Consider the following 26,296-nt stretch of genomic DNA (forward strand, 5'->3'; position numbering starts at 1 on the left):
TCTACAAAAGTTTGGGAAATAGCAGAAACCGTAATTTTAAAAACTAGGCTGAGGAGATGTCAGTGCAATCGCCATGTGTCGACACCGTTGCGTCACTTACCAAGCTTAGCCGAGAAGATATCGAAAACTTAAAGTAGGAACGACTATATCAACCCAGCATTATTTACTCTTTTCATTTCGAAATAATGGATGAATTTTAAATTTTCTCACTCCTCAGTGCTGTAACTGTCCTTCACCCATCTTAAAATAAACGCGCTTGCAAACAAGCAGATGGGAACAGCTAAGATGGCAATTTGATAGTTGGATTCGCTATAAATACGATGTCCAGCTGCACTTATTTTGCCATCCCAAGCCATATCTAAAATTAACCCCAACAAAGGTTGAAAGATAACCCCGCTCATCATGACGATGGCATTAGTGAAGGCGACTGTGGTGCCGCTAATTTCGTGGCTTGTATTGTTCTTAGCACATGTAAAACATAACACTTGGCCGCCAATGGTCATACCGGCTAACAGCAGTATCACAAACATGATGTTAAGCGGAAGCCATTGGGCGCAAGCAATCGCTGTAAATAAGACAGCCGTTGCTAAAGCCGAAAGCCGCATCACTTTGACATAGTTTTGACAATATTTTGCTAACCAAGCCGCGATAGGACCCCCAATAGCCATACCTAAAAACAACATAACGTTTGCAGTCGAGGCTAACTCGCTGTTGATTTGATATGTGTTTATAAGGAAAGGAACAGCCCAAAGCTCACTAAAAGCAGAGATTGGCAAATACATAAAGCCACCAACAACAGCAGCTAACCAAATTTGTTTGTTCTTAACGACCTCTTGCAAACTTGGCCATAATTTAGGGGCGTCGTGTTTTTCTTGCTCTGTCGGGGTTGGGTTATCTTGAATGCAAAACCAAGACATGATGGCCACCAAAAATCCAGCTGTCGCCAGCATTAACGTTGTTGGTCTCCAGCCATAGTTTTGCACCAGTGTGGCAAGGGGGCGGCCAGCGAACGTGCTACCCAGAGTTCCCATCATGTTGCTAAGGCCAGCTACTAAGGCAAATTGGTGAGGTCTGAACCATTCTGCTGACACCTTTAAACAGCTTATAAAAGCGCAAGCTGAGCCCGCACCAATCAAAAAACGACCGATTTGTGCCAACCATAAATTTTGGCTTTCGGCAAAAAGATAAGTGCCCAGTATGCAAATAAGTGTAGAAAGTGTAACAATTTTCCGAGTGCCAAATTTATCAACAATTAAACCACACGGAACTTGCAAAGGGACATAGGCGAAATAATAGAAAGACACCAAAACCCCTAAGGACGTGGCTGAGACATGAAAGTCTTGGGTCAATCCCTCTGTCATGACGCTGGGTGAAACGCGTAATACCATTTCGTACAGATAAAACAGGCTAGCCACCAGCCACACCATCCAGGCTTTAAAAGGTGCCCTTTCTGGTCTTTGAACAGCACTTGAGGTTGTCATAGAAAAACTCTTTATCTCTTTCATATGTTGTTTCAGAGGGACTAATCAGCGGCGTATGAAGTACCGTAGGTTTCGCGAACGAACTGGACAATGATCCAGCTAAAAAGTAGGGCAGCAATCACGGATGAAAAGGAATATTGATACATGGCTAGGGTGTAGATGGGGGTACCTTCTGCTGATACTTTACCATCCCATGTAAAGTCAAGAATCCAACCTAGTAGAGGCTGAAAGATGGGGCCGCTGGTCATTACCAAACAGTTTGTAAACCCGATGGTTGTGCCGCTGTTATGGGGGGGGCTTACTTCTTTGGCGGCGGCAAAATACAGAATTTGGCCGCCTGATATCAATCCGCCCAAAAATAATATGCCAAACATCAGGTTGAGGGGAATATGGGGAACATAAATAACAATCGAAAAACTAATCAAGGAGCCAAGGGCTGCCCAAGACATAATTTTTTTACGGCTTTGGCAATAATTGGACAGCCAAGCACCCAAGGGGCTTCCTAGAGCCATCCCAAGGAATACCATAATACTGCCCCGCGAGGCCAACTCGTTATCAATACCATACCGTTCCATCAAAAAGGGGACCCCCCACAATTCTGCAAAGGCAGATAGCGGCAGGTACATCATGCATCCATAAATGCCGATCAACCAGTTTTGAGGGTTGGAGGCAACAAGTTTGATGCCTTGTAGAAGGGGTGCTTGTGAAGGACTAGAGGTTTCTTGTTCAATATCCTTTGGGTAATCACGAATGATTAACCAGGAGGTTAATGCTACACCAATGCCGACGATGGCGGCGATTAACATAGCGTTTCGCCACCCATAACCATTTACAAGCAAAGCTAATGGGCTGCTGCCAAACATGCCGCCGAAAGTTCCCATCATCATCGTCATGCCTGTGATCACAGCGAATTTACTGGCATCAAACCATTCGGCCCCAACCTTCGCGCAGCTAAGGTAAGCGCAAGCCGAACCAGCGCCCATCAAGAACCGACCCATCTGCGCCATTAACAGGGTGTCACTGTATGCAAATAAGACGCTTCCCAGAACGCATAAAATGGCAGAGAAGGTTATCACCTTACGGGGGCCCAACGAGTCCACGATAATTCCACAAGGGATTTGCAAGGCGACGTAAGAGATATAATAAAAGGAGACCAAAACGCCTAAAGCGCCTGCCATAACATTAAAATCCCCCATCAAGTTTGCGGTCATGACACTGGGCGAGACTCTTAAGATATATTCGTATAGATAGAAAAGCCAAGCGCAACCAAGAATCATCCAGGCTTTAAAGGAATTTTTTTCACTTAGACAAGAGGAGGAACCACCATGAAGGCCGGAAACAGACTGCAATTCATTTGACTTCATAAAACTCTTTTACTCCAACATATGCAAACAAAACAGCGCCTTTAAGCGACAGGATTTTCTTAGAAACAAACATCTCTATTTTGTCTTTAAGATAAGTTTAGCACAATGTGCAAGCATTAAATGCGAAAAACGGTGTTCGTATGCATTTTATTGAAATTTTTTGAATTTTTATTCTGGCGGGGCGGGAGGGATTTGAACCCTCGATACGCTATTAACGTATACACGATTTCCAATCGTGCGCCTTCGACCGCTCGGCCACCGCCCCATCTTCCATGAAATCAATAGTGGCATAGAAAATGGCCAGCTGTTAAGTTTTTTTTGCATAAAAAATGATTTGAATTGAAGATAACTTTAAGACTTACCCCCCTAAATAAGATCTTTGAACGTCAGGGTTCTTCAAAAGCTCATCTCCTGTTCCTGAAAGAATAATTCTTCCTTGTTCCAAAACAAAGGCCTCATCGCAAAATAAAAGCGCCTGTTCCACGTTTTGTTCCACCAGCAATAACGTGGTGCCTTGTGTGTGGAGGTGCTTTAGAATTCTGAATAGCTCTTTAACCATGAAAGGAGCCAAACCCAAGGTTGGCTCATCGCATAAAATAAGTTGAGGGGTGGTCATTAGACAGCGAGCCAAGGACAAAAGCTGTTGTTCCCCACCTGAAAAAGTTCCAGCCCGCTGTTTTAAACGCTGCTCTAAAAAAGGGAAAAGGTGATAAACTTCTTCAAATTTGTTGCGTTGTTGTCTAGACGACAAGCCAACGGCAATTCCCCCTAATTCCAGATTTTCTTGGACTGTCAGGCTTTGGAAAATTGGATGTCCCTCGGCCATATAGGCCAACCCTAGCTGATAGGTTTGACAAGGTCTAAATGCCGTTATATTGACCCCCTTAAACCTAACCTCGCCTTCGGTTGGTCTATGGATGCCAGCTAGTGTGTTTAAAAGTGTTGTTTTTCCAGCCCCGTTAGTGCCAATAAGGGATACCAATTGCCCTTTACCAATCTTTAGGTCAATACCGTGTAGAACCTCAAAGGCCCCATATCCAACATAAAGATTCTTAATTTCTAGCATGCAGCCGTACCCAGATAAGTTTTAATCACGTCAGGGTGTTGTTGAATGGCAGAGGGGGTGTCTTCGGCAATTTTGGCGCCTTGATGCAAAACGACGATGCGCTGACATAATGCCATTACCGCCCGCATATGGTGTTCAATCATAATGATGGTTAAGCTTAATTGTTGTTTAAGGTCTCGCAGCATCGTTACTAAATTGTCAATTTCCAAAGGCCTAAGGCCGGCCATAACCTCGTCGAGTAACAACAGTTGGGGATTGGTGGAAAGGGCTCGTGCAATTTCCAATCGTTTTTTGTTGGGAAGACTGAGATGGTCTGCCAGCTGTTTGGCTTGGTCCATTAAATTAAGGCAATCCAGGGTATGAATTGCCACTGCTTGTGCCTTGGCAATTGTTTGTACTTTTGTTAAAAAACCCATCATCACGTTTTCCAATACCGTCAGATTTCCAAACGGCTTGGCGGTTTGGAAAGTTCGCGCAATGCCCAACCGAGCAATCTGAGGGGCGTTTAAATTATGGATCGGTTGGCCGTTGAAAAGGATGGATCCCGTATCGGGTTGTTCAAATCCTGAAATTAATTGGAATAGCGTTGTCTTGCCAGCCCCATTGGGGCCAATCAACCCCAAGATTTCATGTGTCTGAACAGTCAGACTTAGGTCATTAATAGCTTGTATACCGTCGAAATGCTTCGACAATCTGTCAATTTTAAGAAGACCGGGTGTGGGATGCATTATGGTGTATCATGATTGCTGTTATCATTAAGCATTTTACGGACTCTAACTGAATTTTTGCAGGTTTGGAAGTGTCTGAGAAGACATCTTTTTTATTCCTGCGGTAAATTTACCTTAGTCATGACGTGAAAGCTTGTGATAAGTTTTGCCATAATGGTAATCAAAGGCGCACCGCATCAAATCTGGGGAGAGCCTATAAAACAGAAAATTATAGTAAAAATGTCTTGGACACTTATCGATGCGGCCGACTCTTTACAAAAATTTTGTCAGGAAGTTCTAGAAGAAAAACCCTCATTCATAGCGATTGACTGTGAATTTGTGCGTCAAACAACGTATTGGCCACACCTTGGTCTGCTTCAATTGGCCACGCCCAACCATGCAGTCATCATCGATCCTGTCATTCATAATCTGTCCCTAGGTCCCCTAGAGGCTATTCTTCAAGAGCCCTCAATCACCAAAGTCTTCCATTCTGGTCATCAAGATATAGAAATTTTATACAATCTGTTGGGGGATTGCCCACGCCCCATTTTTGACACACAAATTGCGGCTGCCTTTGCAGGCCTGGGGGAGGGACTGGGCTACGAAAAGTTGGTCAACGTGTTGCTGGATATAAAAGTCAGCAAGGATGAGCAGTTTACAGACTGGTTAAAGCGTCCCTTACGGCAAGAGCAACTTGATTATGCTATTCACGATGTTTTGTATTTAAAGGAAATTTATGGGTTGTTGAAAGATCGCCTGGATGATTTGGGGCGCCAAAATTGGCCGGAGGAGTTTTTCTTGAACCTGTCCAATCCGAAAACTTTTGCGATTGCTCCTGAAAAAGCCTGGCAACGTCTAAGGGCGCCTTTTTCAAAATGGCAACAATACAGCATTTTGTGGGATTTAGCAGCTTGGCGTGAACAGTACGCCCAAACCCATAACATCAGTCGTAGTTTATTGGCTGACAATCGATTGCTTCTTGATCTAAGTATTGCCCCTTTTATGGAGCAGGCGGAACTGAAGGAAACGCTAAAATCACATCGTCAGAAACTGAATACAGATGCTTTGTTTGAAAACTTTTACCGTTGTTACGAAAAGGCGCATCAGTTTCTGGATCAAGATGATTTAACTCAACAACACCGTAAACAAATTATTAAAGCCTGGACGAGTCAAAGCTTTCAAAATCAACTAACGACTGAACAAAAACAGGCCTTCAAGAATATGCGAATCACCGTTCAAAAGGTGGCGGATCAATTGAGTATACCGGTTTCTTGTGTCTCCAACAGGCGCGAGATAGAGTCATTTATTTCTTGCCCTGATGCAAGTCATAAACTTCTTAACGGATGGAGGGGGGGGCTTTTGAGGGAGGTCTTAAAGTCTTTTTTAAACCAGGGAGAGAATTAAATTATTCCTTCCAATCATCACTCAGAGTCCGGGCAAAGGTCTGGGCCATCCATGTATTGTTTTCCTGGATCAAGTATGATGTTGAAGTTTTTTCCTTCAAAGTTAAATTCCTAATTCCAGCATTAGCAATGACATTGATCTCGCAATATTCAGAAAAATCCCGCAAAATGGCACGAATTTGATATAAATAACTGGTCATTAAATTCAGTATTTGTGACTAAAATCTTGTGAGGTAGATTGTCATTGTTTGATCGTAAAAACTTTATCATCAAAGCAATAATGCTTTTAATTTGTGTGGCGGTTGGCTGGGTTATGGTAAACCGTCTACCAAAGTCAGAGGGCAACGTTGTTAACGTATACTGTTTTTATGGGATGATTCCGCACAGCGTCTTGCGACAATTTGAGAAAGAAACGGGCATAAAGGTTCGTTTTGACGTTTATGATAATAATGAAATATTAGAGGCGAAGCTGCTGGCCACGAATTCAGGCTATGATGTTGTTATGCCAACATCTCCCCCTTATGTAGGGCGCCAAATAGCCATCGGTGTTTACCAACCATTGAAGATGGATCTTTTACCAAATCTGGGCCCTTTGCAGCCCATAATTAGTGAAAAAATGAAAATGATTGATCCAGGGCTTGTCTACACCGTGCCTTATTTTTGGGGAACCGTTGGCATTGCCTATGATTATGATAAAGTTTCTAAACTTTTACCTGATGTAGACCTTGACAGTCACGCCCTATTATTCAACCCCGACAACCTAAAACGCCTAGCTCCATATGGGATTAGTTTCTTTGAAGAGGCGATTGATGTATTCCCCGCTGTTTTGCATTACTTAGGTAAAAATCCAAACAGTGATGACTATGAAGATTTAAAACTTGTCTATAAGCATCTAGAAAAACTAAGGCCCTATATTAGGCGGTTTACATCGTCGCGTTTCATTAATGATTTAGTGATGGGGGATGTTTGTTTAACCCAAGCTTGGTCAGGTGAAGCGCAACAAGCCGTTCAAGAGGCGAAGGAAGTTGGGCGAGATATTCGATTTGTCATCCCAAAGGAAGGGGCGGGCATTTTCATTGATTGTCTGGCTATTCCCAAGGGGGCCAGGCATCCCCGTAACGCCCACGCCTTTATTAATTTTTTGATTCGGCCTGATATTGCCGCCCAAGTCACAAATGACACGTTCATTCCCACAGCAATCTTAAAATCTTTGCCCTTGGTCGACAAAAAAATACGTGATAACGCTTCCATTTATCCTCCCCAAGAGAGTATGAAAACATTAGACTTGTACCAATTGCCTCAGGGTGAAAAAACCTCCCTCTATGAGAGAGAGCGTAATCGCCTTTGGACAAAAATCAGACTTGCACGTTAAGGAAAAAGAAATGCCTCCCACTCATATTCCCCTGCGATCGCTGGAGCCGTGGCAAGATGCAAATGCTGTGCCCTATATTCAGCTGGAAGGAATTACCAAAAGCTTTGGTTCTGTTCAGGCGGTGAGGGGGGTCTCGCTGTCCATCTACAAAGGCGAATTATTCTCGCTTTTAGGAGGGTCTGGTTGTGGAAAAACGACATTATTGCGGTTGTTAGCTGGCTTTGAATCACCGACCAGTGGTCGTATTTTGATTGATGGTGTAGACGTTACCAACTGGCCACCTTATCGGCGACCGGTTAATATGATGTTCCAGTCCTATGCCTTGTTTCCCCACATGACGGTTTATCAAAATATTTCTTTTGGCCTGCGCCAAGAACCACTCAATAAAACCGAAATTAACCAACGCGTACAGGAAAGCTTGGAATTGGTCCAAATGGGCGGATACGCGCACAGGAAACCCCACGAACTTTCAGGCGGACAACGCCAACGGGTCGCCTTGGCACGAAGTCTTGTAAAACAACCAAAATTATTGTTGTTAGATGAACCCTTAGCAGCACTGGATAAGAAACTAAGAGAAAAAACCCAGTTCGAGCTGGTTAACATCCAAGAACGCGTAGGCATTACCTTCGTCGTTGTGACGCATGATCAAGAGGAAGCCATGACCATGTCAACGCGCATGGCGGTGATGGAGGAGGGGCGTATTCGTCAACTGGGCGTTCCCCATGATGTTTATGAATATCCTAATTCCCGTTTTGTTGCCGAATTTATTGGTGGGGTGAATATTTTTGAAGGCCTGGTTGTGGAAGATGAACCCGACCACGTTTTGATTGATTCAGCAGATGCTGGTTGTTTGTTGTATGTAACCGATACGGCAACGCTTCCCATCGGATCGCAGGTGGCCATTGCCATTCGCCCTGAAAAGGTTATGATATCGACGACTCCTGTGGTGGGCAATCGCAACACGGTCAAAGGTATCGTCAAGGAAATAGCTTATTTGGGCGATTTATCAATCTATTATGTCCGGTTGGAGTCTGGAAAAATCATTCAAGCGGCCCTGCCTAATTTGTTGAGGTTATCGGAACGTGATGTGAAATGGGACGATGAAGTCTATTTATTCTGGCGTGCCGAAAATGGCGTCATGCTGACGGTATAAACATGCAACAGTACTTTCAAAAAACCTTCCACAATTGGCAACATCGTTTTCGCCATTCTTTCCAGTCCTTGGCGGTAATCGTCCCGTATCTATGGCTGATTATTTTCTTTTTTATTCCTTTCTTACTCATTCTGAAAATTAGTTTTTCTCAGGCCGTTTTTTCGCTTCCCCCGTTTCACAGCCTTTATGAATGGTTTGATAACGACCTTTTGCAAATTCGTTTGAATTTTGGTAATTTCACGGCTTTGCTGACCGATTCGTTTTATGGCGAAGCCTTTTGGTCGTCGTTAAAAATTGCAGGAACAGCGACTTTATGTTGCCTTGGGCTTGGTTACCTGATGGCTTATGGCATGAGCCGAGCCCCTGAGCATTGGCGAACCCTTTTATTGCTTTTGGTTTTATTGCCTTTTTGGACATCTTTTCTGGTGCGTGTGTACGCGTGGATGAGCTTGCTGAGCGCGAAGGGAATTGTGAATACGCTGTTGTTAAATTGGGGACTTATTAGCGAATCCTTATCCTTATTAGACAATTCTTATGCGGTTTGTTTGGGCATAACGTATTGCTATCTGCCCTTCATGATTTTGCCCATTTATGCATCGTTGGAAAAGATTGACCCTGTTTATTGTGAGGCAGCCTATGATTTGGGGGCAGGGCCCTGGCGAACCTTTTGGCGGGTGACGGTCCCTTTATCAAAGCCTGGTATTATTGCTGGGTGTATATTGGTTTTCATTCCATCAATCGGCGAGTTTGTGATTCCAGAACTTTTGGGCGGACCCGATACGTTTATGATTGGCCGCGCCTTGTGGTCAGAATTTTTCAACAATCAAGACTGGCCGCGTGCCTGTGCTTTGGCCGTTGCAATGATGGTCGTGTTTGTGGTGCCCATCATGGTATTCCAGCATTACCAACAACGAAACTTAAACTTAGCAGGCCGGTAAAGGGCAGGGGCCCAACCAGAGATATTTAACGAACATAATGGATAGTTTTTGTTTGTTGTTTTCTTGTAACGCTCATCCATGTTCGTTATATTTACTTAACGAACAAAAAACCCAAAATATCAACGATCGCAGTATTAACTATTCATGGGTACCTGCAACAATACCCAATCTCCAACACGACCAACATCCGCGAAAAAACAAACTTGTCTCAGCCGACGGTAATTCGTAGTCTTTCTGCGTTAGAGTCGATTGGTATTTGTGAAAGAAATTACCGGAAAGGGGAGACATAAAATATTTGTTTATAAAAATTATTTGGATATTCTAGGCAAGGGAACGGAAAAACCGTTTAGGTATTAGAAGGAAGACTACAACACATGCGTCGATTATCAGTCCCCGGCATCACAGCCTTAATTATTGGGTACACGTTTTTGTATCTGCCCATTTTGTTTTTGGTGGTGTTTTCGTTTAATCAATCCCGTCTTCCAGGTGTGTGGAGTGGCTTTTCAACGCGCTGGTACCAACTGTTGTTTGAGAATGAAACGCTGCTGGCGGCTGTTTTAACCAGTTTTCATATTGCAGCTATGACAGCCACCCTGGCCGTTATTTTGGGTACCTTGGCCGCTGTTGCAATGACCCGTCGCAAAAAATTTCGGGGGCGCACTCTTTTCAGTGGCCTGATTTCTGCCCCCCTTGTTATGCCAGAGGTGATCACAGGCCTTGCCCTTTTATTAACCTTTGTGACCCTGGAACGATTGATTGGTTGGCCAGCCCAACGGGGCATCATGACGGTGACGATTGCCCATACGACCCTGGCGATGGCTTATGTCTATGTGATTGTTCAGTCCCGGTTGCAAGATTTTGACCAATCGTTAGAGGAGGCTGCCCTGGATTTAGGTGCAAGGCCCTTTAAGGTCTTTATGACGATCACGTTGCCCATCATCTCACCCGCCCTTATTTCGGGTTGGTTATTATCGTTTGCCTTGTCGCTTGATGATGTAGTCATTGCCAGCTTTTTATCAGGGCCTGGCGCCACCACGTTGCCCTTGTTAATTTTTTCCAGTGTTCGTTTGGGCGTCACGCCTGAGATCAATGCTCTGGCGACCGTTATTATTGGTATGGTCAGTTTTGGTGTGGTGGTTGCCGGTCTTGTAATAGCTAGACAGCAAAGGAAAAAGCGATTGTATGGTGGGTAAGATTCCTCGCGTATTACAAGTCCTCCCAGCCTTAAAAAGTGGTGGGGTGGAAAAGGCGACCTTAGATTGGGCGCAAATTTTGTGCCAGCAGGCGCCCACATTTGTGACTTCCGCTGGAGGGGGCCTTGTTAAACATTTGGAAGCTTCTGGTGTTGCCCATTTGCCGTTGCCGTTGGATAAAAAGTCTCCCTGGGCTTTGTGGTTAAACGCAAAAGCTTTATGCCAGGTTATAAAAGAGCACAATATTCAGCTTGTTCATGTCAGATCCAGGGCGCCCGCATGGAGTGCTCTTTGGGCGGCGCGGCGGATGAAAGTGCCTTTTATAACGACATATCATGGGGTCTATAACGCCCACAATCGTTTGAAGCGATTTTATAACTCGGTGATGGCACGGGGTGATCATGTCATTGCCATCTCAGAGTATGTAGCCCGGCATATTCAAAGTGAACATGGTCATTTAAAGCCCAATGTTGTGGTTATTCCTGAGGGGATTGATACGGATGTGTTTGATCCCACCAGCGTATCGTGCGAACAGGTGGAAGCCTTGAAACAACAGTGGGGCGTGCCACCCAACAAGTTTTTGATTATGTTGCCAGGGCGCTTGACGCGCTGGAAGGGGCAGGGGGTTTTGGTTGGTGCCTTGAAAGGACTGTCGGATTTGCCCGTTCATGTCGTATTTTTAGGGTCCGATCAAGGGCGGACAGACTATAGCGATCGGTTGCGCCAAGAAACAAAAGATCTGCCCGTAACCTTTGTTCCAAGCTGTGAATATATGCCAACGGCCTATGCTGCGGCGGATTTGGTGTTGTCATGTTCGATCGAGCCGGAGGCTTTTGGGAGGGTAACGGCGGAGGCCTTATCCATGGCACGGCCGTACATAGGAACAGACCTGGGGGCAACGCCGGAGTTGTGTTTAGAAGGTCAAACTGGATTTTTGATTCCAGCGAATGATTTTGATGCGTTAGCGGTCACCATAAGAAACCTTTTTGCCTTAGCGATGGATGAAAAAACAAGAATGGGATTGGTGGCGCGCCAACACATTAGCGATAACTTTTCCTTAAAACAAATGACAGCGAAGACGCTTGATTTGTATCAATTGTTGATTGGCTAATGACGAATTTTTATATGAACCCATAAATCTTATAATTATAATTATGGAAAGTGAAGATCGTTTTCTAAAGTTCCTTGACAAGTCAGAAACATTATTCTATGGCTTAGGTAAATGAACATTACATTAATTGAGGGACAAAATGCTTAACACTTTAAAATACTTGTTTTTAACTAGTTCCGTCCTTGGTGGGGCTTGTATTGCCTCTAATGGAGACCTTGGAAAAGAATTTTCAGAGCTCCCTTCTGGATCTGCTCAGCGATTTGTATCGACTAAGGCCAATGACGAAACCCTTTTAGCAATTAAACAATTTCTAAATATGCAAACGAAAATTTTATATATTCAAATCGAAGAAAATGAGAAATCAATAAAAGCATTTGAAGAAAAAGAATATACAAAAGAAGAAGCAGAAGAGTTGTATGCATACGGTATGATTACCATGACTGATTTGATAAGAATCCAAGCCAAGCAAGTCGACTTAACCTTGACAAGCAAGCAAGCAAGGTGCTTCTACGGCTTCAGGCAAATAGACTAAAAATGAGGAGAAAAATAATTAAAACTTTAAAATAACGTCCTTTGGGGACAAATTATCTGCCTGGCTCATTTTTCTGATGAATCTTTACCCAAATGTCGTGTCATTTTCTGGTTGAGATTCAATTAAGCCTATTTTTTAATTGCAATTAACTCAACGTCAAAAATCAAAGTGGCGTTAGGGGGAATCACGCCGCCTGCTCCTCTAGCCCCGTAACCTAAATTAGAGGGAACAATTAAAGTACGACGTCCCTTAACTTTCATACTTGCCACCCCTTCATCCCAGCCTTTAATAACTTGACCTACGCCAATAGTAAATTCGAAAAACTCATCTCTGTCTCGTGAGCTATCAAATTTAGTTCCATCTTCCAGGGTGCCAGTGTAATGAACGACAACCGTATCTTTGGTTTCAGGAGAAGGACCCGTTCCTTCCTTTACATCGATATATTGAAGACCAGAAGGTGTCGTGACAGTCTTGGGACTATCAGCATTGGCTTGATTCAAAACAGAATTCATTAATAAAGTTACCCCTAGAGTTAAGTGCGTTAAAATTTTTCTTAGCAAAAAAATACTTCAGCTTGGATTAAATAGTAACCAATCAGTACTTTTTCTTGGTCTTAATGTCAACAAATGTCAGCGATGTTGCAAGCGCCAGGATCCGTCTTTAATTCCCGGAAAATGATTTTTAAACGCCTTGACAAGGGAATAATAAAAATGGTGTTGTTTTTCTAAATCTTATTTTAAAAGGAAAATAGAATGTATAAAAGTTTAAAATATTTATTGCTAACTTGCTGTGTTATTGGCACGGCTTATGGTTCAGCCTCGTCTAATAGTGATGCACTAAATTTCGATACTTCGGGCCTGACCACACATAAGTTGAGTACTGGTTGGTTTGGAAGTTCAAAAGACTGTGTTTTTGTTGACGACCTCAATTCCTTCGCGTCACGTAAAAATGCTGAAATTCAAGAAAAGTTGGCACAAATAAACGGACAACACCAACGTGCGTTGGAAGAAGCTGCTCGGGCCGCAAATTCTGAACTTGATAGCTTAAGACAACAATTAGCAGCTGCCAGTACGGAAAAACAGGAAATGTCCTTGGCCTTCGAGCAACAGTTGAACAGCCGATTAACGGAACAACAGGAAAAAGCAGCCAAAGAAAAAGAGGAATTATTGAAGATACCGGCAATGCTGAAAGAGCAAGCTGATCGGGAAAGAGTTGTTCTGGTCAATTCTTTGGAAAATTCTCAAATGCTTATAGAATTGCTGAAAGAGCAACAGAAAGCTCTTTTGACAGCAAAGACAGGTGCTGAAGCTGATGCCCTTTCTCAAAAACAACGTTCGGGACTTTTGGAGCACGCTCTGAAAGAAAAAGAAGGAATTATTAAAAACTTGGAAGAAAAACAACGGGAATTGCAAGATGCTGCGCTTGAAAAACAGGAACTGCAAAAAGACCTTGAAAAAAATCAGGAACAAATTCAACGCCTAGCTGCAAAAAGAAAACGAACTGGAAAGAGAAATTGAGAGGCTGCAAAAAGAAAAGGCAGAAAAAGAGCTTTTAATAGAACAGTATCAGCAAGCCCAACAACGGGGTGATTATTATACCTACCTTTTGAGGCTTATTAACGATCGATCGGTTTCCGATTCTGTCCTAGCCCAACAGATTTACGCAACAGTAATTAGATCAGGAAAATCTCTCGACGCATTTCACACAGCAGGTCAAGAACCACTTACTGCAGCTTTAGTTAATGTGACAAGACCTTACGATGCAATTTATGGCCAAGCGGGTGTAGAAAAAGGCAGCGGAGGTGACCGATATAAAGACAGATTTAGGCTTTTAGGTAATAAAATTGTCGAATTAGGTTTTGGTCCTGACATTGACAAGATCAGCTTTGTAGGTTCACCCTTGGAAAGGCTCTTCGGGGAAGTGACGACACAACTTACCAATGTTGGTGCGCAACCTAATAACCACAGCAGCGAAAGTTCAGCAGCAAAAAAATAAAAACGCCCCCCTTCCCTCTCTTTGGGAAGGGGTTTATTGTGTCAAAGGTTGTGGTGACACCCTGTTGCCCAACCAAAAAAGCGTCCTTACCATAACTGGAAACAGACTGAATGTTATCAGAGCATCCCCCAGCATGTTTGAAAAAGGGATAGATCCATACCCCAAGCACAATAACCCAACCATCTGGATGCCACAAGCGATGCTCAAAAAAACTGCAAACCATCCCCAACAAACCCCCAAACTTGACTGAACCTGGCTCGTTTTTTGACGAATCAACAACAGGTAAAGAACGATAAATTGGCAATTTGAATACCCCAGTGGGTAATCGTAATAGCCATCTTTCAAAAAACCAAAAATCAATAACGAAACAATATTTATAAAGGGCAGCGAATAGATCAGGCTTGTGTACAATAACGTTAAAAATAGGAAAGGACGCAGGCCTATTTTGACCCAAACGTCCATGGCTTCAACGCCCAAGAATCCCGTCGATACACAAAAAAACTTTAAAGTTGCGATGACATTTGAGTGTTTTTTAAAAACTGCTGGCATGACGTCTTAACAAGGCATCCATAACGACCAACTCAATCGGCCCCCTGCCCTTCTTGATCGCAATTTCAGACTGAATGGTTTTGACTAAATTCCTTTTCGCCTGATCAGCGGGCAACCCGCGGTTATATTGATTGGCCAAAACCCTTAACCAATAGATGCCATCCGCCTTTAACGCTGTTTTATCAAGGCCGGCTAACAAATTGAGAGCGGGTGCTGATTTGTAAGCAGGGACGGCTTTTACAGGCGCCTTTTCGTGTGCGGCAGGCCCTTTGGCCCCAAACAAAAACTGTTGTTCAATATTGACGTTTTCTTTTTTCATACAACCCCTGAGTATAGCCTTAGGTTAAGCTACACAATATCAAGGTCATAGTAAAAAGCTTTTTAAAATGGTACAATGCCTGACAGATATGCATTCACGTATTTTAAGGAGAAGCAAATGTCAAATAGATTTGATGATCAACCAATCATAAGAAATTCATCGGCCGCACAGGCTTGGGATGTTGATGCGGGTCTTCGCAGTTATATGATTAAAGTCTACAGCTACATGGCTATGGGGTTGGGCCTGACGGGCCTGGTGGCATTCGTAACAGCCAGCAGCCCTGCCTTTTTCCAGGCAATTTTTGGAACCCCCCTTATGTGGGTGGTGATGCTTGCCCCGCTTGGAATAGTGTTTTTTTTAAGTGCTAGGATAGGCACTCTGTCTTTAAGTGCAGCCCAAACGACCTTCTGGGTCTATGCGGGCGTAATGGGCTTATCCCTGTCCAGCATATTTTACGTCTATACAGGCCAAAGCATTGCCCGCTTGTTTTTCGTATCAGCCAGCGTGTTTGGCGCTATGAGCCTTTATGGGTATACAACGAAAAAAGACCTAACCAATGTGGGTTCTTTCCTTTTCATGGGGCTTATTGGTTTGGTGATTGCCTCCATGGTGAACCTGTTTTTACAAAGTACGGCTCTTCAACTTGCCTTGTCGTATGTTGGTGTTTTGGTATTTACGGGCCTTACTGCCTATGACACTCAGGTTATTAAGGAATTGTATTTTGAGGCTGACAGCACAGAGGTTGCGGGCAAGAAAGCTATCATAGGTGCGCTCAATCTTTACATGGATTTTATTAACTTGTTCCTTGCGCTATTGCGCATCTTTGGCGACCGTCGCTAATTAAAAAAATTCAAAGGGCTATTTAAAAAAATATAAATAGCCCTTATATTACATCAACATGTTTATTTTTGGTTTGTGTTGATGTTTCTTCAATCCCCTTTAAAATTTTCTGGCTCGACAGTTTTGTGTATTGGCGATGTCATGCTTGATCACTTTATCTATGGTCAAGTGGATCGTATCTCCCCTGAATCCCCTATTCCTGTTTTGCGCCAGCAGCATCAGTTCAGCATGTTGGGCGGGGCTGGAAATGTGATGCGCAATATGCTTGCCCTTGGTGGACAGGTCATTTTCATCAGCGTTATTGGTGATGACGCGACAGGTCAAACGTTGAAAAATCAATTAAAATCATTAACCAACGTTCAATCCCAATTGATAACTGAGACAAATCGTCAAACCATTCAAAAGACCCGCTTTATTGCCCAGGGGCAGCAGTTATTAAGAGTTGACGAAGAAGTTGTTCTGCCGTGCACAAAAGCATCCCAAGAACAGATTTTAACAGCGGTACAACAATTTCTTCCCGCTTGCCAGGCGGTTGTTTTGTCTGACTATCATAAGGGGCTTTTTACCGAAGACTTAAGCCAAATTTTAATTGAACATATTCGCCTTCAAGACCCACATATTCCCATTGTCGTTGACCCAAAGGGGCGACACTATGACCGTTATAAGGGAGCGACGATTATTACACCAAACCTTAAAGAATTAAGTGAAGTTGCTGGCTATTCTATCAAATCTCAGGAAGGGATTTTAAAAGAGAGCCACCGCCTGCAGCATGACTTAAATATTGATTCTGTGCTGGTAACCCAAGGTGCGCAAGGAATGACCCTTGTCGAAAAAGAAGGCCAATCCCACTTTTTCCCGGCTCAAACCCGCGAAGTCTATGATGTATCAGGTGCCGGCGATACCGTTGTGGCCGCCTTGGCATTGGGACTTGCCAGTGGGTATTTATTAAAGGAAAGCTGCTACTTGGCCAATGAAGCCGCCGGGATTGCCGTTGGTAAGGTGGGCACAGCCACTGTCAGTTCTGAGGAGCTTGAAAACAGCCTTAATCAACACCACGGTGGCAGTTACAAGCAAAAAATAGTTGACGTGCATCAAGCGCACGACTTATTAAAACGCTGGCGCCACCAGGGTCTGAAAATAGGGTTCACCAACGGTTGTTTTGATTTGCTTCATTTAGGACATTTACATATTTTACGCCAGTCGGCTCAGGCGTGCGATAAGCTTGTTTTGGGGCTGAATACGGATGCATCCATTAAACGCTTAAAGGGTGAACAGCGCCCCATACAAAATCAGCAAACGCGTGCTATGGTTCTGGCTGCCCTTGGTATGGTTGATGCGGTTATTCTGTTTGACGAAGACACTCCACTGGAACTGATTAAAGCTTTGCAGCCTGATGTGTTGGTAAAGGGAGCAGACTACACCGTTGATCGTGTCGTTGGCGCTGACCTGGTGCAGGCGCGCGGAGGACGGGTTCTGTTGGTTGACCTTCAAGAAGGGCACAGCACAACCAACACCGTGGCTAAAATGAAACTGGCTGGTTAATGGTTTATATAGCCCCCTTTCCAAATCATTTGAGTTTTTATGATTTGCGAAAATCGTCTAGTATTCCCTGAAAATCATCATCTTCTACGCGATTATCCAAAATAGCGGCAATTTCTGGTATTTTCCTTAAATCTTCGAGATCTTTTTTGGTTTTAACTAAATCCTGCAAAGCATTAACTTTGTGCATATTAATGAACTCAGCAAGCATTTCTTGGAGCTCTTTGACACGTTCCTGCTTAGTTGAAGCTTGACTCTTGTGTGTAAGAGGTTTTATTTTGCCCACCAAAATTCCGACTTTTATGGAAAAGTTTCTGGATTCATCAATAGGAACACCAGTGCCTTTTAAATTTCCTCTTGCAGCAGCTGCTGCTGCCCCAAGATTTACTGGTGCTATTCCCTCCACAATCGGCTGCTTTGAATGTGGGGAAGAGTGAGACGAAGCTGCGCTATTGCTGCTCTTTCTCAAACCTTTTGCTCCCTGCCCAAGGTGTGCAGCAAGATCAGGGTTTGCTAAGGGGCTCGTGGCTCTTGGTGGCGTCGCAGAAGGAGTCGATGAGAAAGGTGGCGAATCGGGAGCTGAAGGCGGCCCAGGTGGAGCAGGTGGAGCATCAGGTACTGCAGACGAGGATACCGTGGCAGACGTCCTAGAAACCGTGGATGCAGCCTGAAACTTCAATGCATTATCCATATAAGCATTTGCTGTTAACCCATTTATTTGTTGGTCAGGGTGGTTCTTTATAAATTCATAAATGGTGGCAAAACGAAATTCAGTTAAGATTCTACCAATATCATGCAGCGTTAATCTTTGAACTGCCGTTAAAAGAGATTTATCAATCGTAATACTCCCCCATGAAAAACTTCTGATTTTCCCTATAACCTGCTCAGGAACAGCATATAAATTACCCGCCTCCTCAGTAGCATGCGTCCCAAAATACAAAACAATCAGTGTCTTATAATGTTCAATAAGAGACGCGTTTCCAGATTCAGATAAAACCTTCTGACTATTTTCACAAAGAGATTTAAGAGTGTCGTCCATTTTACTGGTCAACGCCAAATGAATGGCGATATGCGTTAAGTTTGTCTTTTCCACATCCGTCGCAGGGTTTTTCTGAATCCCCTGGTTTCCGCCTAATAAAGCTGCAATTTTTGCGTTATGAGAATTAACAGCTTGTGAGTAGGCTGTCGCACTGAATCCAGCACTCCAGTTTCCCATAACCACCACAACTGAAAGCAAAATCAGAAATCTTAATTTCAATCGATGCATCACAACTCACTTAAAATTATAAACACTCCTATACATCAACGTTAATATGAAAACGTTAATATCACCTTAATAATGATCGAGTAGGAGGGGCCTCACGACCCCGTCCTCTCACACCACCGTACGTGCGATGTCGCATACGGCGGTTTCAGTTAAGCTTTTACCACAGCTTTCATGGATCTTAGATTTATAAGCCCTATTTCTTTGAACCAATTGTTATCCATAGCATGATGAACCGGGATACTCAGAGATAACCGCCACCATCCTTTCCCCGATTTTGCTACAGGCCATGCACTGCAAGCAGGCACACCCAAGCTCATGAGGAATTTAGCGATGGACAAGGGTCTCTTTCGCTGTTTAAGTCGATAACACCGTACTTTGTGATGTATCCACCCATCCAAGCTTTTCCTCTGTGAAGGCCATTCTGTTAGTCGAAAATAGTTTCCCCATCCTCTTAGGGCTTGATTTAGGTCAGATACTACTGTTTCTAAGCTAACCCCCCTATTTCGACGGGTAATCCACCGCACCTTGTCTTGAATACGACTCAAACTGTGCTCGGCAACTATAACCTTCCCTTCCTTCAGAAGTCGATACCCAAGAAACTGGCGCTCTTCAACAGAAGCACAAGCACTCTTGGTTTCGTTAACCTTCAGCTTCAGACGTTTTGCAAGAAAATCTTTCACCGATTGCAACACACGTTCCCCCGCTCGCAAACTCTTGACGTAAATATTACAGTCATCTGCGTATCGGCAAAATTTGTGTCCTCGGTGCTCTAACTCCTTGTCCAGCTCATCTAGCACAAGATTTGACATTAATGGTGAGAGAGGTCCCCCTTGGGCCAGCCCTTCTATCCGTTCAATGCAAATCCCCTGTCTCAGCATCTCCGCCTCTAAGAAGCGTCGGATGATCTTTAACAGTCTTTTGTCACCTACCCGCTTTGAAAGCCTAAACATGAGCTTATCGTGGTTAACCCGGTCGAAAAATTTTTCAACGTCAATATCAACCACGATGTCATATCCTGCCTGTACGTACTCTCGCGCCTTTAACAGCGCTTGATGCGCACTTCGGCCAGGTCTAAATCCGTAGCTTGACCCTGAAAATGTTGGATCAAACATGGGCTCTAATACCTGAAGAATAGCCTGTTGGACAAGCCTGTCAACCACACAAGGAATCCCTAACAACCGGGTTTCCTTGCTTTTCCCTGGCTTCGGAATTTCAACCCCCAATACAGGAGATGGTTGGTAGGTTCCTGTCCTTAACGATTCTATAAGTGACTCTTTGTGTTTCGCAATCCAGCCAAACAGATCATCAACTGTCATCCCGTCAACCCCTGCGGCTCCTTTGTTTGCTTTAACACGTTTGTACGCTCGGTTCAAATTTGATGGGTCACAAACCTTTTCCATCAAATACTCTGTCAGAGGCTCATCCATTGTTGACGCCTTCAAGATTTGCTGTACCTCGCTCCCTTCAGGTCTCATACGCTGAAATCTGTCCGGACGTTGGTGATGTTTCCTCATCTTCCTACCTCTCCATCTTAAAGAGTCTTCAACGACTTTCTCTGGCTTAACTGATTCAGGCCTTCAGCTGATTAACTCAGCCTAATACGCCTTCTGCTGACTTCTCTTATCCCCTCTTGATTAATCACTTAACCAATAGTTTGCGTTCAACAAACAGGATAAGAGATCTCCCAAGGTAAGATGCAGGTCTTTCCCAAGGTCAGTGCTGGATCTACTGCTATACGCTTGCGGTCAGTTATTGGGCATCTCCGTCTAAGGCCGTGTTACCCAGCTATAGCAGCCTTTTATCCAGTTCCTGTTCGTCACTTCCTTGTTGCGTCGTCGGCTTCCTTCAGATTCTCCCTCGCGGAAGACACCCTTGCCTAGACTCGCACTTCCGACTTCCACGGCGTGCAGTGGACTCTCACCACCTAAACTATAGCGTCCTTATTCTTCAATAAGGACCTCTGCACCATGCTTGGCGCACCTAGAAGCACCCACACATCGGTGGGTGCATTAGCGAAGATTAATTTATGATGCGTCTGTTTTAAAGGCTCAATGGGATAATAAAAACCAAAATGGTCTTTCGACCTTTCACATGGTCCGTACTAAAAGACGTGTTCTCGGATTTTTGATGCGCTATTGGTTTCGGATCAACGAAAAGTTTAATGTGAATGCCCCTCTGCCCGCTGCATCGCATTGGGCTTTTAAAATCTTTAGATCCGCCAAGCGATAAAAAGAGGAACGTCCTTTTCGGGACATATTGGTACGTGACAGCTTGGCTGGAGGCATAACAGCCTTTATCAAAACTCCCTCCGATCGCAAGAAACAGAAAGACAAAAATGCCAAAGAGTAAAGCTGTAGCATGCTCCATCCCTAAAATCTATTCCACATCTTCCTTAAATTCTAAAATATCACCCGGTTGACAATCCAAATGATGGCAAATGCTTTCAAGCGTTGAAAAACGAATAGTTTTTCAATAAAAATTTAATCCTCTAGATGAACCCACTCATCCAAACGAAAGGCCGATTCGATCAGCCTTTTGGTGTAATCGTTTTGGGGGCTTGTGAAAACTTGCTCCGTCAACCCCTCCTCAATCACCCTGCCGGCCTGCATAACCAACATGCGATGACTAAGGCTTCGAACAACTTTTAAATCGTGACTGATGAACAAGTAACTAAGGTTGTATCGTTTCTGCAAGTCTTTTAATAAATGAATAACTTCTGCCTGAATCGACCGGTCAAGGGCCGACGTCGGTTCATCTAAAACCAAAACTTTTGGCTTCAGAATAAGCGCCCTAGCAATTGCCACCCGCTGGCGCTGACCCCCTGAAAACTCGTGGGGATAACGATGGCGCCAATCGGGGTTCAGACCAACTTCCACCATAGTCTTGCAAACTTTTTCATCAATCTGCGCTGGCGTGAGAGATGGGTGATGCACAGTTAACCCCTCTGCAATGGTCTGAGCAATGCTTAGACGAGGATTTAACGACCCAAAGGGATCCTGGAAGATAATCTGTAAATATTGACGCCAGGGACGCATTTGCCGGGCGCTTAAGGTCAATAAGGATTGCCCCTCAAACTTTAAACAAGACGCCTGACAGGTTTGCAACCGCAACAAAGCATAAGCCAGCGTACTTTTCCCAGACCCACTTTCGCCAACTATCCCCAATGTCTCGCCTTGCTTTAGGCGCAATGAAACATCTTGTACGGCATATACCTGTTCAGGTTTTTTGCCCTTTAAACTGTCCCAAAACGTGCCGGCCTTTGAAAACGAAACATGAACATCGTTGGCTTGTAAAATTATCGGCGCATTCTCTGACACGGGATGGGGATGACCATGGGGTTCAGCTGCAATAAGGTGCTGGGTATAGGGGTGAGCGGGGCTACGCAATACCTGCTGTGTTGGTCCATGTTCAACAATTTTCCCAGCCTGCATGACGGCCACGTGATCGGCAATTTTCGCCACCATGGCCAAATCATGGCTAATCAGTAACAACCCCATGTCAAAGCGTTTTTGTAAACTTTGAATCAGACGAATGATGCCCGCCTGGATGGTGACATCCAGAGCCGTTGTGGGTTCATCAGCAATAAGGATTTCTGGCTCACAAGCCAAAGCCATTGCAATCATCACACGCTGACGCTGGCCGCCAGAAAGCTGATGTGGATAGGCGTTCAGGCGGTCAACACCTTCTGGAAAACCAACCAATTTCAACAATTCAATAACACGCTGGCGCGTTTGTTTTGGCGTGAAGCCAAGATGCACCTGCAATGATTCTCCAATTTGTTTTTCAAGAGTATGCAAAGGATTTAACGCCGTCATGGGTTCTTGAAAAACCATGGCAATTTTGCGCCCCCGAATGGTGCGCAACAAATCCTCAGATTGGTTCAGTAGCTCTTGCCCTTTGAAGGTAATCGAACCATTGGGGTGGTTTGCCTGGGGATAAGGAAGAAGCCCCAAAATTGACAACGCTGTAACGGACTTTCCTGACCCACTTTCCCCAACCAATGCCAGTGTCTGGCCCCGCTCTAGTTGAAAGCTGACCTCTTGGGCCGCCACAAAATCAGGTTGGTTTTGCTGCTTAAAAACAACGCCTAAATTAGAAACCTTTAACAAGGGAAATTGTTGGGTGGGAAAATTCATGAGGCATTCTAAAGGAAAGTCTGGCGGAGGGAGAGGGATTCGAACCCTCGATACGGCTTTTCAACCGTATAACGGTTTAGCAAACCGGCGCCTTCAGCCTCTCGGCCACCCCTCCGTTTCATTCATTCTTAACGATTAGAACCCCTAGTGTCAATCCCATCAAACAGTTCAAGACGCAAATTTTTAAAAATTTCTAACTTTGACGAAAAGTTGGTTACCAATTCAAAAAATGTTCTTTTAAAAGTTTCTTAATCTTTTCTATCTAAAATCTAAGTACACTAACATTCCAGGAATTCAGGATGATTCATGTTTAGAGTTCATAAGATTCTGTGTTTATGGGTCCTGTTTTGCTGTCAGGCCATAAGCCATGATCATATCATTCTGCATAATAATAGTTCTGAGGAACAAAAGATTTTAGTACTTTTTCAATCACGCATTCTTTTAAAAAGTAATGAAAGTGTTTTGGCGCCCCATGGATTTAGTTTTATCATCGATAGCAAAGGAAGAAGATCGTCTATAAGCCCAAATCTTTCTGATTTCACTGAGTTTCAACGTAAAAATTTTGACGTGGATGTCGAATGCGAAATTATCATTCCTGCAAAAACCGAAAAAAGAATTACTCCACCCTATTCCCTGATTCGAAAAATCACCATTTCAAATTCAACGCATGGTCCAATTAGTTTTGATTGGGAAGAGCTTTACTATATGGGCGTAAAGACCAAAGATGATTGGCTTGGCATACGCAAGGAATGCAATTTAAGCGCAACTTCTGCCAATATTATTAAGCTGTTTGACTTTTCAAAGAGTCATAATGTCCTTGACCTAGCTTATGAGAAGACAAAAGAACCCCACCTAAAAAATCCCGCCTCTTTAATTCGCAAGGTTTATAAAAAAACAGATGAAGAGGCTTTACAAGGCATAAACTATTTAGAGAAAAGTTCATTAGAGATTCTTAAAGCTGCGTCTGGAAAAAGCTCATCTTCGACATCAACGTCATCAGAACCAATAATCCCTAAAAAAACCCACCGTATGTGGATTACCGATCTGCATACACCCACCGAGCCCCCGCTGGAGCAACTGGAGTATTACATTAGCTCAGTTGCAAGACTTAACCTTGAGGAAGGCTGGTCTCATAAATTTTGGTGTTGGGATAAGAGCCGATTGCCTAGAACATGCAAAATATTGGAAAATTGCGGGCAGAACATTCAAATTGCTGAATTTTCTCACCCTGATGAATTAAAGAAAATTATAGCTTCGCAGTTCGTTTTTGCTGCCATCGACCATGGCCTCTTTACGCTTGCGGGTAATATTCTGCGCAATAATATTTTGTTCTACGAGGGGGGCTTTTATACGGATATTGGCGCCGAATTCAAACAAAATCCATCGCCTCTATTCCTTCATGCTGATATCGTTGCCCACCACAGAATTGGCAGAGTTGATCGAAGAGCCTGGTGGATTGACCATGACTTTATGGCAGCCAAAGCTGGAAATTTTATTATCAGAGATTTTTTAAACAGAATTAATGCTCTACACGAACTAGCAAGCAACACAGAAGTTGTCGCCTTTTTTAAAGAACCTAGGCTGGAACATTCCTGGAAAAATGCCAGACTTTTGACAGAAATATTTAATTTATTCAGTGAGGCTTATGGTATCAGAGCGTTGATTTTGCCAAACGATGAAACCATTATTGCGGCACATCACCAAACATCTTGGTATGGGGGAGATGGCAAAAGTTGTAAAGACATTGATAAAACAACTTTAAATTGGTTTAAAGTCGCACCAGATTATAAAGATTTACATGATTCCTTGATAGTGGATAAGTTTAACCTTGAACTTTACAAGAAATATTTCGCGCCGGGCCTTACCAGTCCTGGTGAATTGACCCATCATTTTTGTTCCCAAAGCCTTGGCATTAAAGCCTTCGAAGGCTCTTCTGTTCAATCTTTGCCGGTAACAATTACATTAACTTCATGGCCAGGAAAAATTCGAAACGCCCACATAGCGATTGCTTCCCTTTTAAGTCAAACTTTCAAACCAAACAAGGTAATTTTATGGCTGGCTGATGATGAATTTCCCGGCAGAAAAATCCCCAAAGCCATTTCACAATTGGCAACCAGAGGGCTTGAAGTGCGATGGTGCGAAAACATTAGATCGGCAAAAAAGCTAATTCCATCATTGTGTGATTCAGTATTGCGCGAAACGCTGCTTGTGGTCGCTGATATGATATTATGTACAGACCAAACTGGCTCGAGTTGCTTATGATTGCCCATCACGAGCATCCAAAAAGCATCATTGCGCATCGTCCCCGAGTAATGAAGTTTGGTGATGATCAAAAACCAACGGGATATAACAGTTGGCCGTTGTATAAAAATGCCAACCATACAGAAGGGGATATTCTTTTCCCTACAAGTGGAGCCGGGGTCCTGTTCCCTCCCCATTCCTTACATCCAGAGGCTTTAAATACAGCCAGGTTTATGGCACTTTGCCCAACCGGAGATGACATATTTTGGTTTGCCATGTGCGTCCTACAGGGCACAGAAATCCGCGCCCCTTCAGATGCACAGACAAATATTATTGATATTAATGATGAAGAGGCGAAAAAAGTTTCGCTTTGGGATTCGACTAACCGGCTTGGGACCAATGATGTGATGATTAAGGCTGTATTTACCGCGTACGATATCTACAGCCGTTTAAAAGCGCATCTTAAGCCTATGGCCAGAAATTCTGCTTCAGCGTCTGAATCAAACGACCACTAAAAATCGCAAAGGCAATGTCCACAGGCACCTTTAACAAGAAAGGAAAAAACCCAAGGGCGACAGCTGCCTTTATTCCAACAAAGGTGGATAACCACAATACGCCCATCGTAAACAGGGGGACATAAGACAATAAGCAAACCTTAAAAAGGTGGATGAAACCGGTTTGATTGCCCTTAAGATAACTAACGACTGCAACCACGGGAACAAAACCAAAAATATAACCGCCGGTGGTACCGACAAGGTAAAGAAGCCCGCTGTTCAAGCCTTGGAAAACGGGAAGACCGCAGGCACCCTCTAAAACATAGGCAATAACAGAAGAAACGGCCAATCGCGGAGGGCATGTCAGTCCAATTGCCAAGACAGTTGCTGACTGCAGTGTCAAAGGGACAGGCCAAAATGGGACGCTAGTTTGCGCACTGACTGCTATCAAAAAACTGATCAAAACTGCCTGTATCAGGAAAGTCGTTTTCGGAAATTCAAGTGCCTTTTGTTGGGTCACAAATTTATTATAAAAAGTCATAAAATATCTCTTATATGAAAAAAGCCTGTATCCTTTCTAGCAAATAGGCCCCGTA

At 43.8% G+C, this 26,296-nt stretch carries 25 protein-coding genes, 2 tRNA genes and 2 pseudogenes; 13 read left to right on the forward strand and 16 right to left on the reverse strand.

Going from position 1 to position 26,296, the window contains the following annotated elements; all coding sequences use genetic code 11:
• Positions 1-206: 206 nt before the first annotated feature.
• From EQU50_RS00815 to EQU50_RS00835, 5 genes are all read right to left on the reverse strand, one after another.
• Complete coding sequence (locus EQU50_RS00815) at positions 207-1,481, reverse strand: MFS transporter (RefSeq protein ID WP_165380275.1); 1,275 nt, start codon at positions 1,479-1,481, stop codon at positions 207-209.
• A gap of 41 nt (positions 1,482-1,522) precedes the next feature.
• Positions 1,523-2,845: an MFS transporter gene (locus EQU50_RS00820; RefSeq protein ID WP_130153275.1), complete on the reverse strand. Its 1,323-nt coding sequence runs from the start codon at positions 2,843-2,845 to the stop codon at positions 1,523-1,525.
• A 174-nt stretch (positions 2,846-3,019) separates the two neighbouring features.
• Positions 3,020-3,110 (reverse strand) — tRNA-Ser (locus EQU50_RS00825).
• A 93-nt stretch (positions 3,111-3,203) separates the two neighbouring features.
• On the reverse strand, positions 3,204-3,911 hold the full coding sequence (locus EQU50_RS00830) for an ABC transporter ATP-binding protein (RefSeq protein WP_130153276.1): 708 nt from the start codon (positions 3,909-3,911) through the stop codon (positions 3,204-3,206).
• On the reverse strand, positions 3,905-4,639 hold the full coding sequence (locus EQU50_RS00835) for an ABC transporter ATP-binding protein (RefSeq protein ID WP_130153277.1): 735 nt from the start codon (positions 4,637-4,639) through the stop codon (positions 3,905-3,907). Before EQU50_RS00835 ends, EQU50_RS00830 begins: the two co-directional genes overlap by 7 nt.
• Before the next feature lie 219 nt (positions 4,640-4,858).
• Here EQU50_RS00835 and EQU50_RS00840 point away from each other — a divergent pair, with 219 nt between their 5' ends.
• Complete coding sequence (locus tag EQU50_RS00840; RefSeq protein ID WP_165380276.1) at positions 4,859-6,022, forward strand: ribonuclease D; 1,164 nt, start codon at positions 4,859-4,861, stop codon at positions 6,020-6,022.
• A 1-nt stretch (position 6,023) separates the two neighbouring features.
• Here EQU50_RS00840 and EQU50_RS00845 read toward each other — a convergent pair whose 3' ends face one another.
• Positions 6,024-6,221: a hypothetical protein gene (locus EQU50_RS00845; protein ID WP_130153279.1), complete on the reverse strand. Its 198-nt coding sequence runs from the start codon at positions 6,219-6,221 to the stop codon at positions 6,024-6,026.
• Positions 6,222-6,265: 44 nt separating this feature from the next.
• Here EQU50_RS00845 and EQU50_RS00850 point away from each other — a divergent pair, with 44 nt between their 5' ends.
• The 6 genes from EQU50_RS00850 (at position 6,266) to EQU50_RS00875 (ending at position 12,320) form a co-directional block, all read left to right on the forward strand.
• Positions 6,266-7,393 (forward strand): extracellular solute-binding protein, encoded by a 1,128-nt coding sequence (locus EQU50_RS00850; RefSeq protein ID WP_130153280.1) that lies wholly within the window; start codon positions 6,266-6,268, stop codon positions 7,391-7,393.
• Positions 7,394-7,403: 10 nt separating this feature from the next.
• Entirely contained in the window at positions 7,404-8,546 is a 1,143-nt protein-coding gene (locus EQU50_RS00855) for an ABC transporter ATP-binding protein (RefSeq protein WP_130153281.1), read from the forward strand.
• A 2-nt stretch (positions 8,547-8,548) separates the two neighbouring features.
• On the forward strand, positions 8,549-9,484 hold the full coding sequence (locus tag EQU50_RS00860; RefSeq protein ID WP_130153282.1) for an ABC transporter permease subunit: 936 nt from the start codon (positions 8,549-8,551) through the stop codon (positions 9,482-9,484).
• A gap of 374 nt (positions 9,485-9,858) precedes the next feature.
• A complete protein-coding gene (locus EQU50_RS00865; RefSeq protein ID WP_130153283.1) occupies positions 9,859-10,677 on the forward strand; it encodes an ABC transporter permease subunit in 819 nt (272 codons plus the stop codon).
• Complete coding sequence (locus EQU50_RS00870) at positions 10,667-11,788, forward strand: glycosyltransferase family 4 protein (protein WP_130153284.1); 1,122 nt, start codon at positions 10,667-10,669, stop codon at positions 11,786-11,788. Before EQU50_RS00865 ends, EQU50_RS00870 begins: the two co-directional genes overlap by 11 nt.
• A gap of 139 nt (positions 11,789-11,927) precedes the next feature.
• On the forward strand, positions 11,928-12,320 hold the full coding sequence (locus tag EQU50_RS00875; RefSeq protein ID WP_130153285.1) for a hypothetical protein: 393 nt from the start codon (positions 11,928-11,930) through the stop codon (positions 12,318-12,320).
• A gap of 128 nt (positions 12,321-12,448) precedes the next feature.
• On the opposite strand, the pseudogene EQU50_RS00880 reads toward EQU50_RS00875, so the two are convergent.
• Positions 12,449-12,790 (reverse strand): annotated as a pseudogene (locus EQU50_RS00880) (FKBP-type peptidyl-prolyl cis-trans isomerase); the annotation flags it as partial.
• Between the two features lie 282 nt (positions 12,791-13,072).
• On the opposite strand from EQU50_RS00880, the gene EQU50_RS00885 reads away from it, so the two are divergent.
• Both EQU50_RS00885 and EQU50_RS00890 read left to right on the forward strand, forming a co-directional pair.
• Positions 13,073-13,837, forward strand: a complete 765-nt coding sequence (locus EQU50_RS00885) for a hypothetical protein (RefSeq protein WP_130153287.1) — start codon at positions 13,073-13,075, stop codon at positions 13,835-13,837.
• Between the two features lie 226 nt (positions 13,838-14,063).
• Positions 14,064-14,315: a hypothetical protein gene (locus EQU50_RS00890; protein ID WP_130153288.1), complete on the forward strand. Its 252-nt coding sequence runs from the start codon at positions 14,064-14,066 to the stop codon at positions 14,313-14,315.
• A gap of 33 nt (positions 14,316-14,348) precedes the next feature.
• Here EQU50_RS00890 and EQU50_RS00895 read toward each other — a convergent pair whose 3' ends face one another.
• Both EQU50_RS00895 and EQU50_RS00900 read right to left on the reverse strand, forming a co-directional pair.
• A complete protein-coding gene (locus EQU50_RS00895; protein ID WP_130153289.1) occupies positions 14,349-14,864 on the reverse strand; it encodes a hypothetical protein in 516 nt (171 codons plus the stop codon).
• Complete coding sequence (locus EQU50_RS00900) at positions 14,848-15,183, reverse strand: hypothetical protein (RefSeq protein WP_130153290.1); 336 nt, start codon at positions 15,181-15,183, stop codon at positions 14,848-14,850. Before EQU50_RS00900 ends, EQU50_RS00895 begins: the two co-directional genes overlap by 17 nt.
• Before the next feature lie 204 nt (positions 15,184-15,387).
• On the opposite strand from EQU50_RS00900, the gene EQU50_RS00905 reads away from it, so the two are divergent.
• Together EQU50_RS00905 and rfaE1 are read left to right on the forward strand one after the other, a co-directional pair.
• Positions 15,388-16,023, forward strand: a complete 636-nt coding sequence (locus EQU50_RS00905) for a Bax inhibitor-1/YccA family protein (RefSeq protein ID WP_242508803.1) — start codon at positions 15,388-15,390, stop codon at positions 16,021-16,023.
• A gap of 81 nt (positions 16,024-16,104) precedes the next feature.
• Positions 16,105-17,565 carry a D-glycero-beta-D-manno-heptose-7-phosphate kinase gene (gene rfaE1 / locus EQU50_RS00910; RefSeq protein ID WP_130153292.1) on the forward strand — a complete coding sequence of 487 codons (1,461 nt, stop codon included), beginning with the start codon at positions 16,105-16,107 and terminating at the stop codon, positions 17,563-17,565.
• Positions 17,566-17,602: 37 nt separating this feature from the next.
• On the opposite strand, the gene EQU50_RS00915 is transcribed toward rfaE1, so the two are convergent.
• The 6 genes and pseudogenes from EQU50_RS00915 to EQU50_RS00940 form a co-directional block, all read right to left on the reverse strand.
• Positions 17,603-18,829: a hypothetical protein gene (locus EQU50_RS00915; RefSeq protein WP_130153293.1), complete on the reverse strand. Its 1,227-nt coding sequence runs from the start codon at positions 18,827-18,829 to the stop codon at positions 17,603-17,605.
• Positions 18,830-18,978: 149 nt separating this feature from the next.
• A complete protein-coding gene (gene ltrA, locus EQU50_RS00920; RefSeq protein ID WP_207216274.1) occupies positions 18,979-20,343 on the reverse strand; it encodes a group II intron reverse transcriptase/maturase in 1,365 nt (454 codons plus the stop codon).
• Positions 20,344-20,961: 618 nt separating this feature from the next.
• On the reverse strand, positions 20,962-21,189 hold the full coding sequence (locus EQU50_RS00925; RefSeq protein ID WP_130153294.1) for a hypothetical protein: 228 nt from the start codon (positions 21,187-21,189) through the stop codon (positions 20,962-20,964).
• A gap of 16 nt (positions 21,190-21,205) precedes the next feature.
• Positions 21,206-21,298, reverse strand: a pseudogene (locus EQU50_RS08560) (helix-turn-helix domain-containing protein); the annotation flags it as partial.
• An 11-nt stretch (positions 21,299-21,309) separates the two neighbouring features.
• On the reverse strand, positions 21,310-22,965 hold the full coding sequence (locus EQU50_RS00935) for an ABC transporter ATP-binding protein (RefSeq protein ID WP_130153295.1): 1,656 nt from the start codon (positions 22,963-22,965) through the stop codon (positions 21,310-21,312).
• A 21-nt stretch (positions 22,966-22,986) separates the two neighbouring features.
• Positions 22,987-23,080 (reverse strand) — tRNA-Ser (locus tag EQU50_RS00940).
• A 191-nt stretch (positions 23,081-23,271) separates the two neighbouring features.
• Between EQU50_RS00940 and EQU50_RS00945 the strand changes: the two genes are divergently transcribed.
• Both EQU50_RS00945 and EQU50_RS00950 read left to right on the forward strand, forming a co-directional pair.
• Positions 23,272-25,227, forward strand: a complete 1,956-nt coding sequence (locus tag EQU50_RS00945) for a glycosyltransferase family 32 protein (RefSeq protein ID WP_130153296.1) — start codon at positions 23,272-23,274, stop codon at positions 25,225-25,227.
• Positions 25,194-25,721, forward strand: coding sequence for a hypothetical protein (locus EQU50_RS00950; protein ID WP_207216275.1), 528 nt, complete (start codon positions 25,194-25,196; stop codon positions 25,719-25,721). The genes EQU50_RS00945 and EQU50_RS00950 overlap by 34 nt, the downstream gene beginning before the upstream one ends.
• On the opposite strand, the gene EQU50_RS00955 is transcribed toward EQU50_RS00950, so the two are convergent.
• Positions 25,675-26,241, reverse strand: a complete 567-nt coding sequence (locus EQU50_RS00955) for a biotin transporter BioY (RefSeq protein ID WP_130153298.1) — start codon at positions 26,239-26,241, stop codon at positions 25,675-25,677. The two genes, EQU50_RS00950 and EQU50_RS00955, sit on opposite strands and share 47 nt — an antisense overlap.
• Between the last annotated feature and the right edge of the window lie 55 nt (positions 26,242-26,296).

It is taken from the genome of Candidatus Finniella inopinata, assembly GCF_004210305.1.
Classification (GTDB): domain Bacteria; phylum Pseudomonadota; class Alphaproteobacteria; order Paracaedibacterales; family CAIULA01; genus Finniella; species Finniella inopinata_A.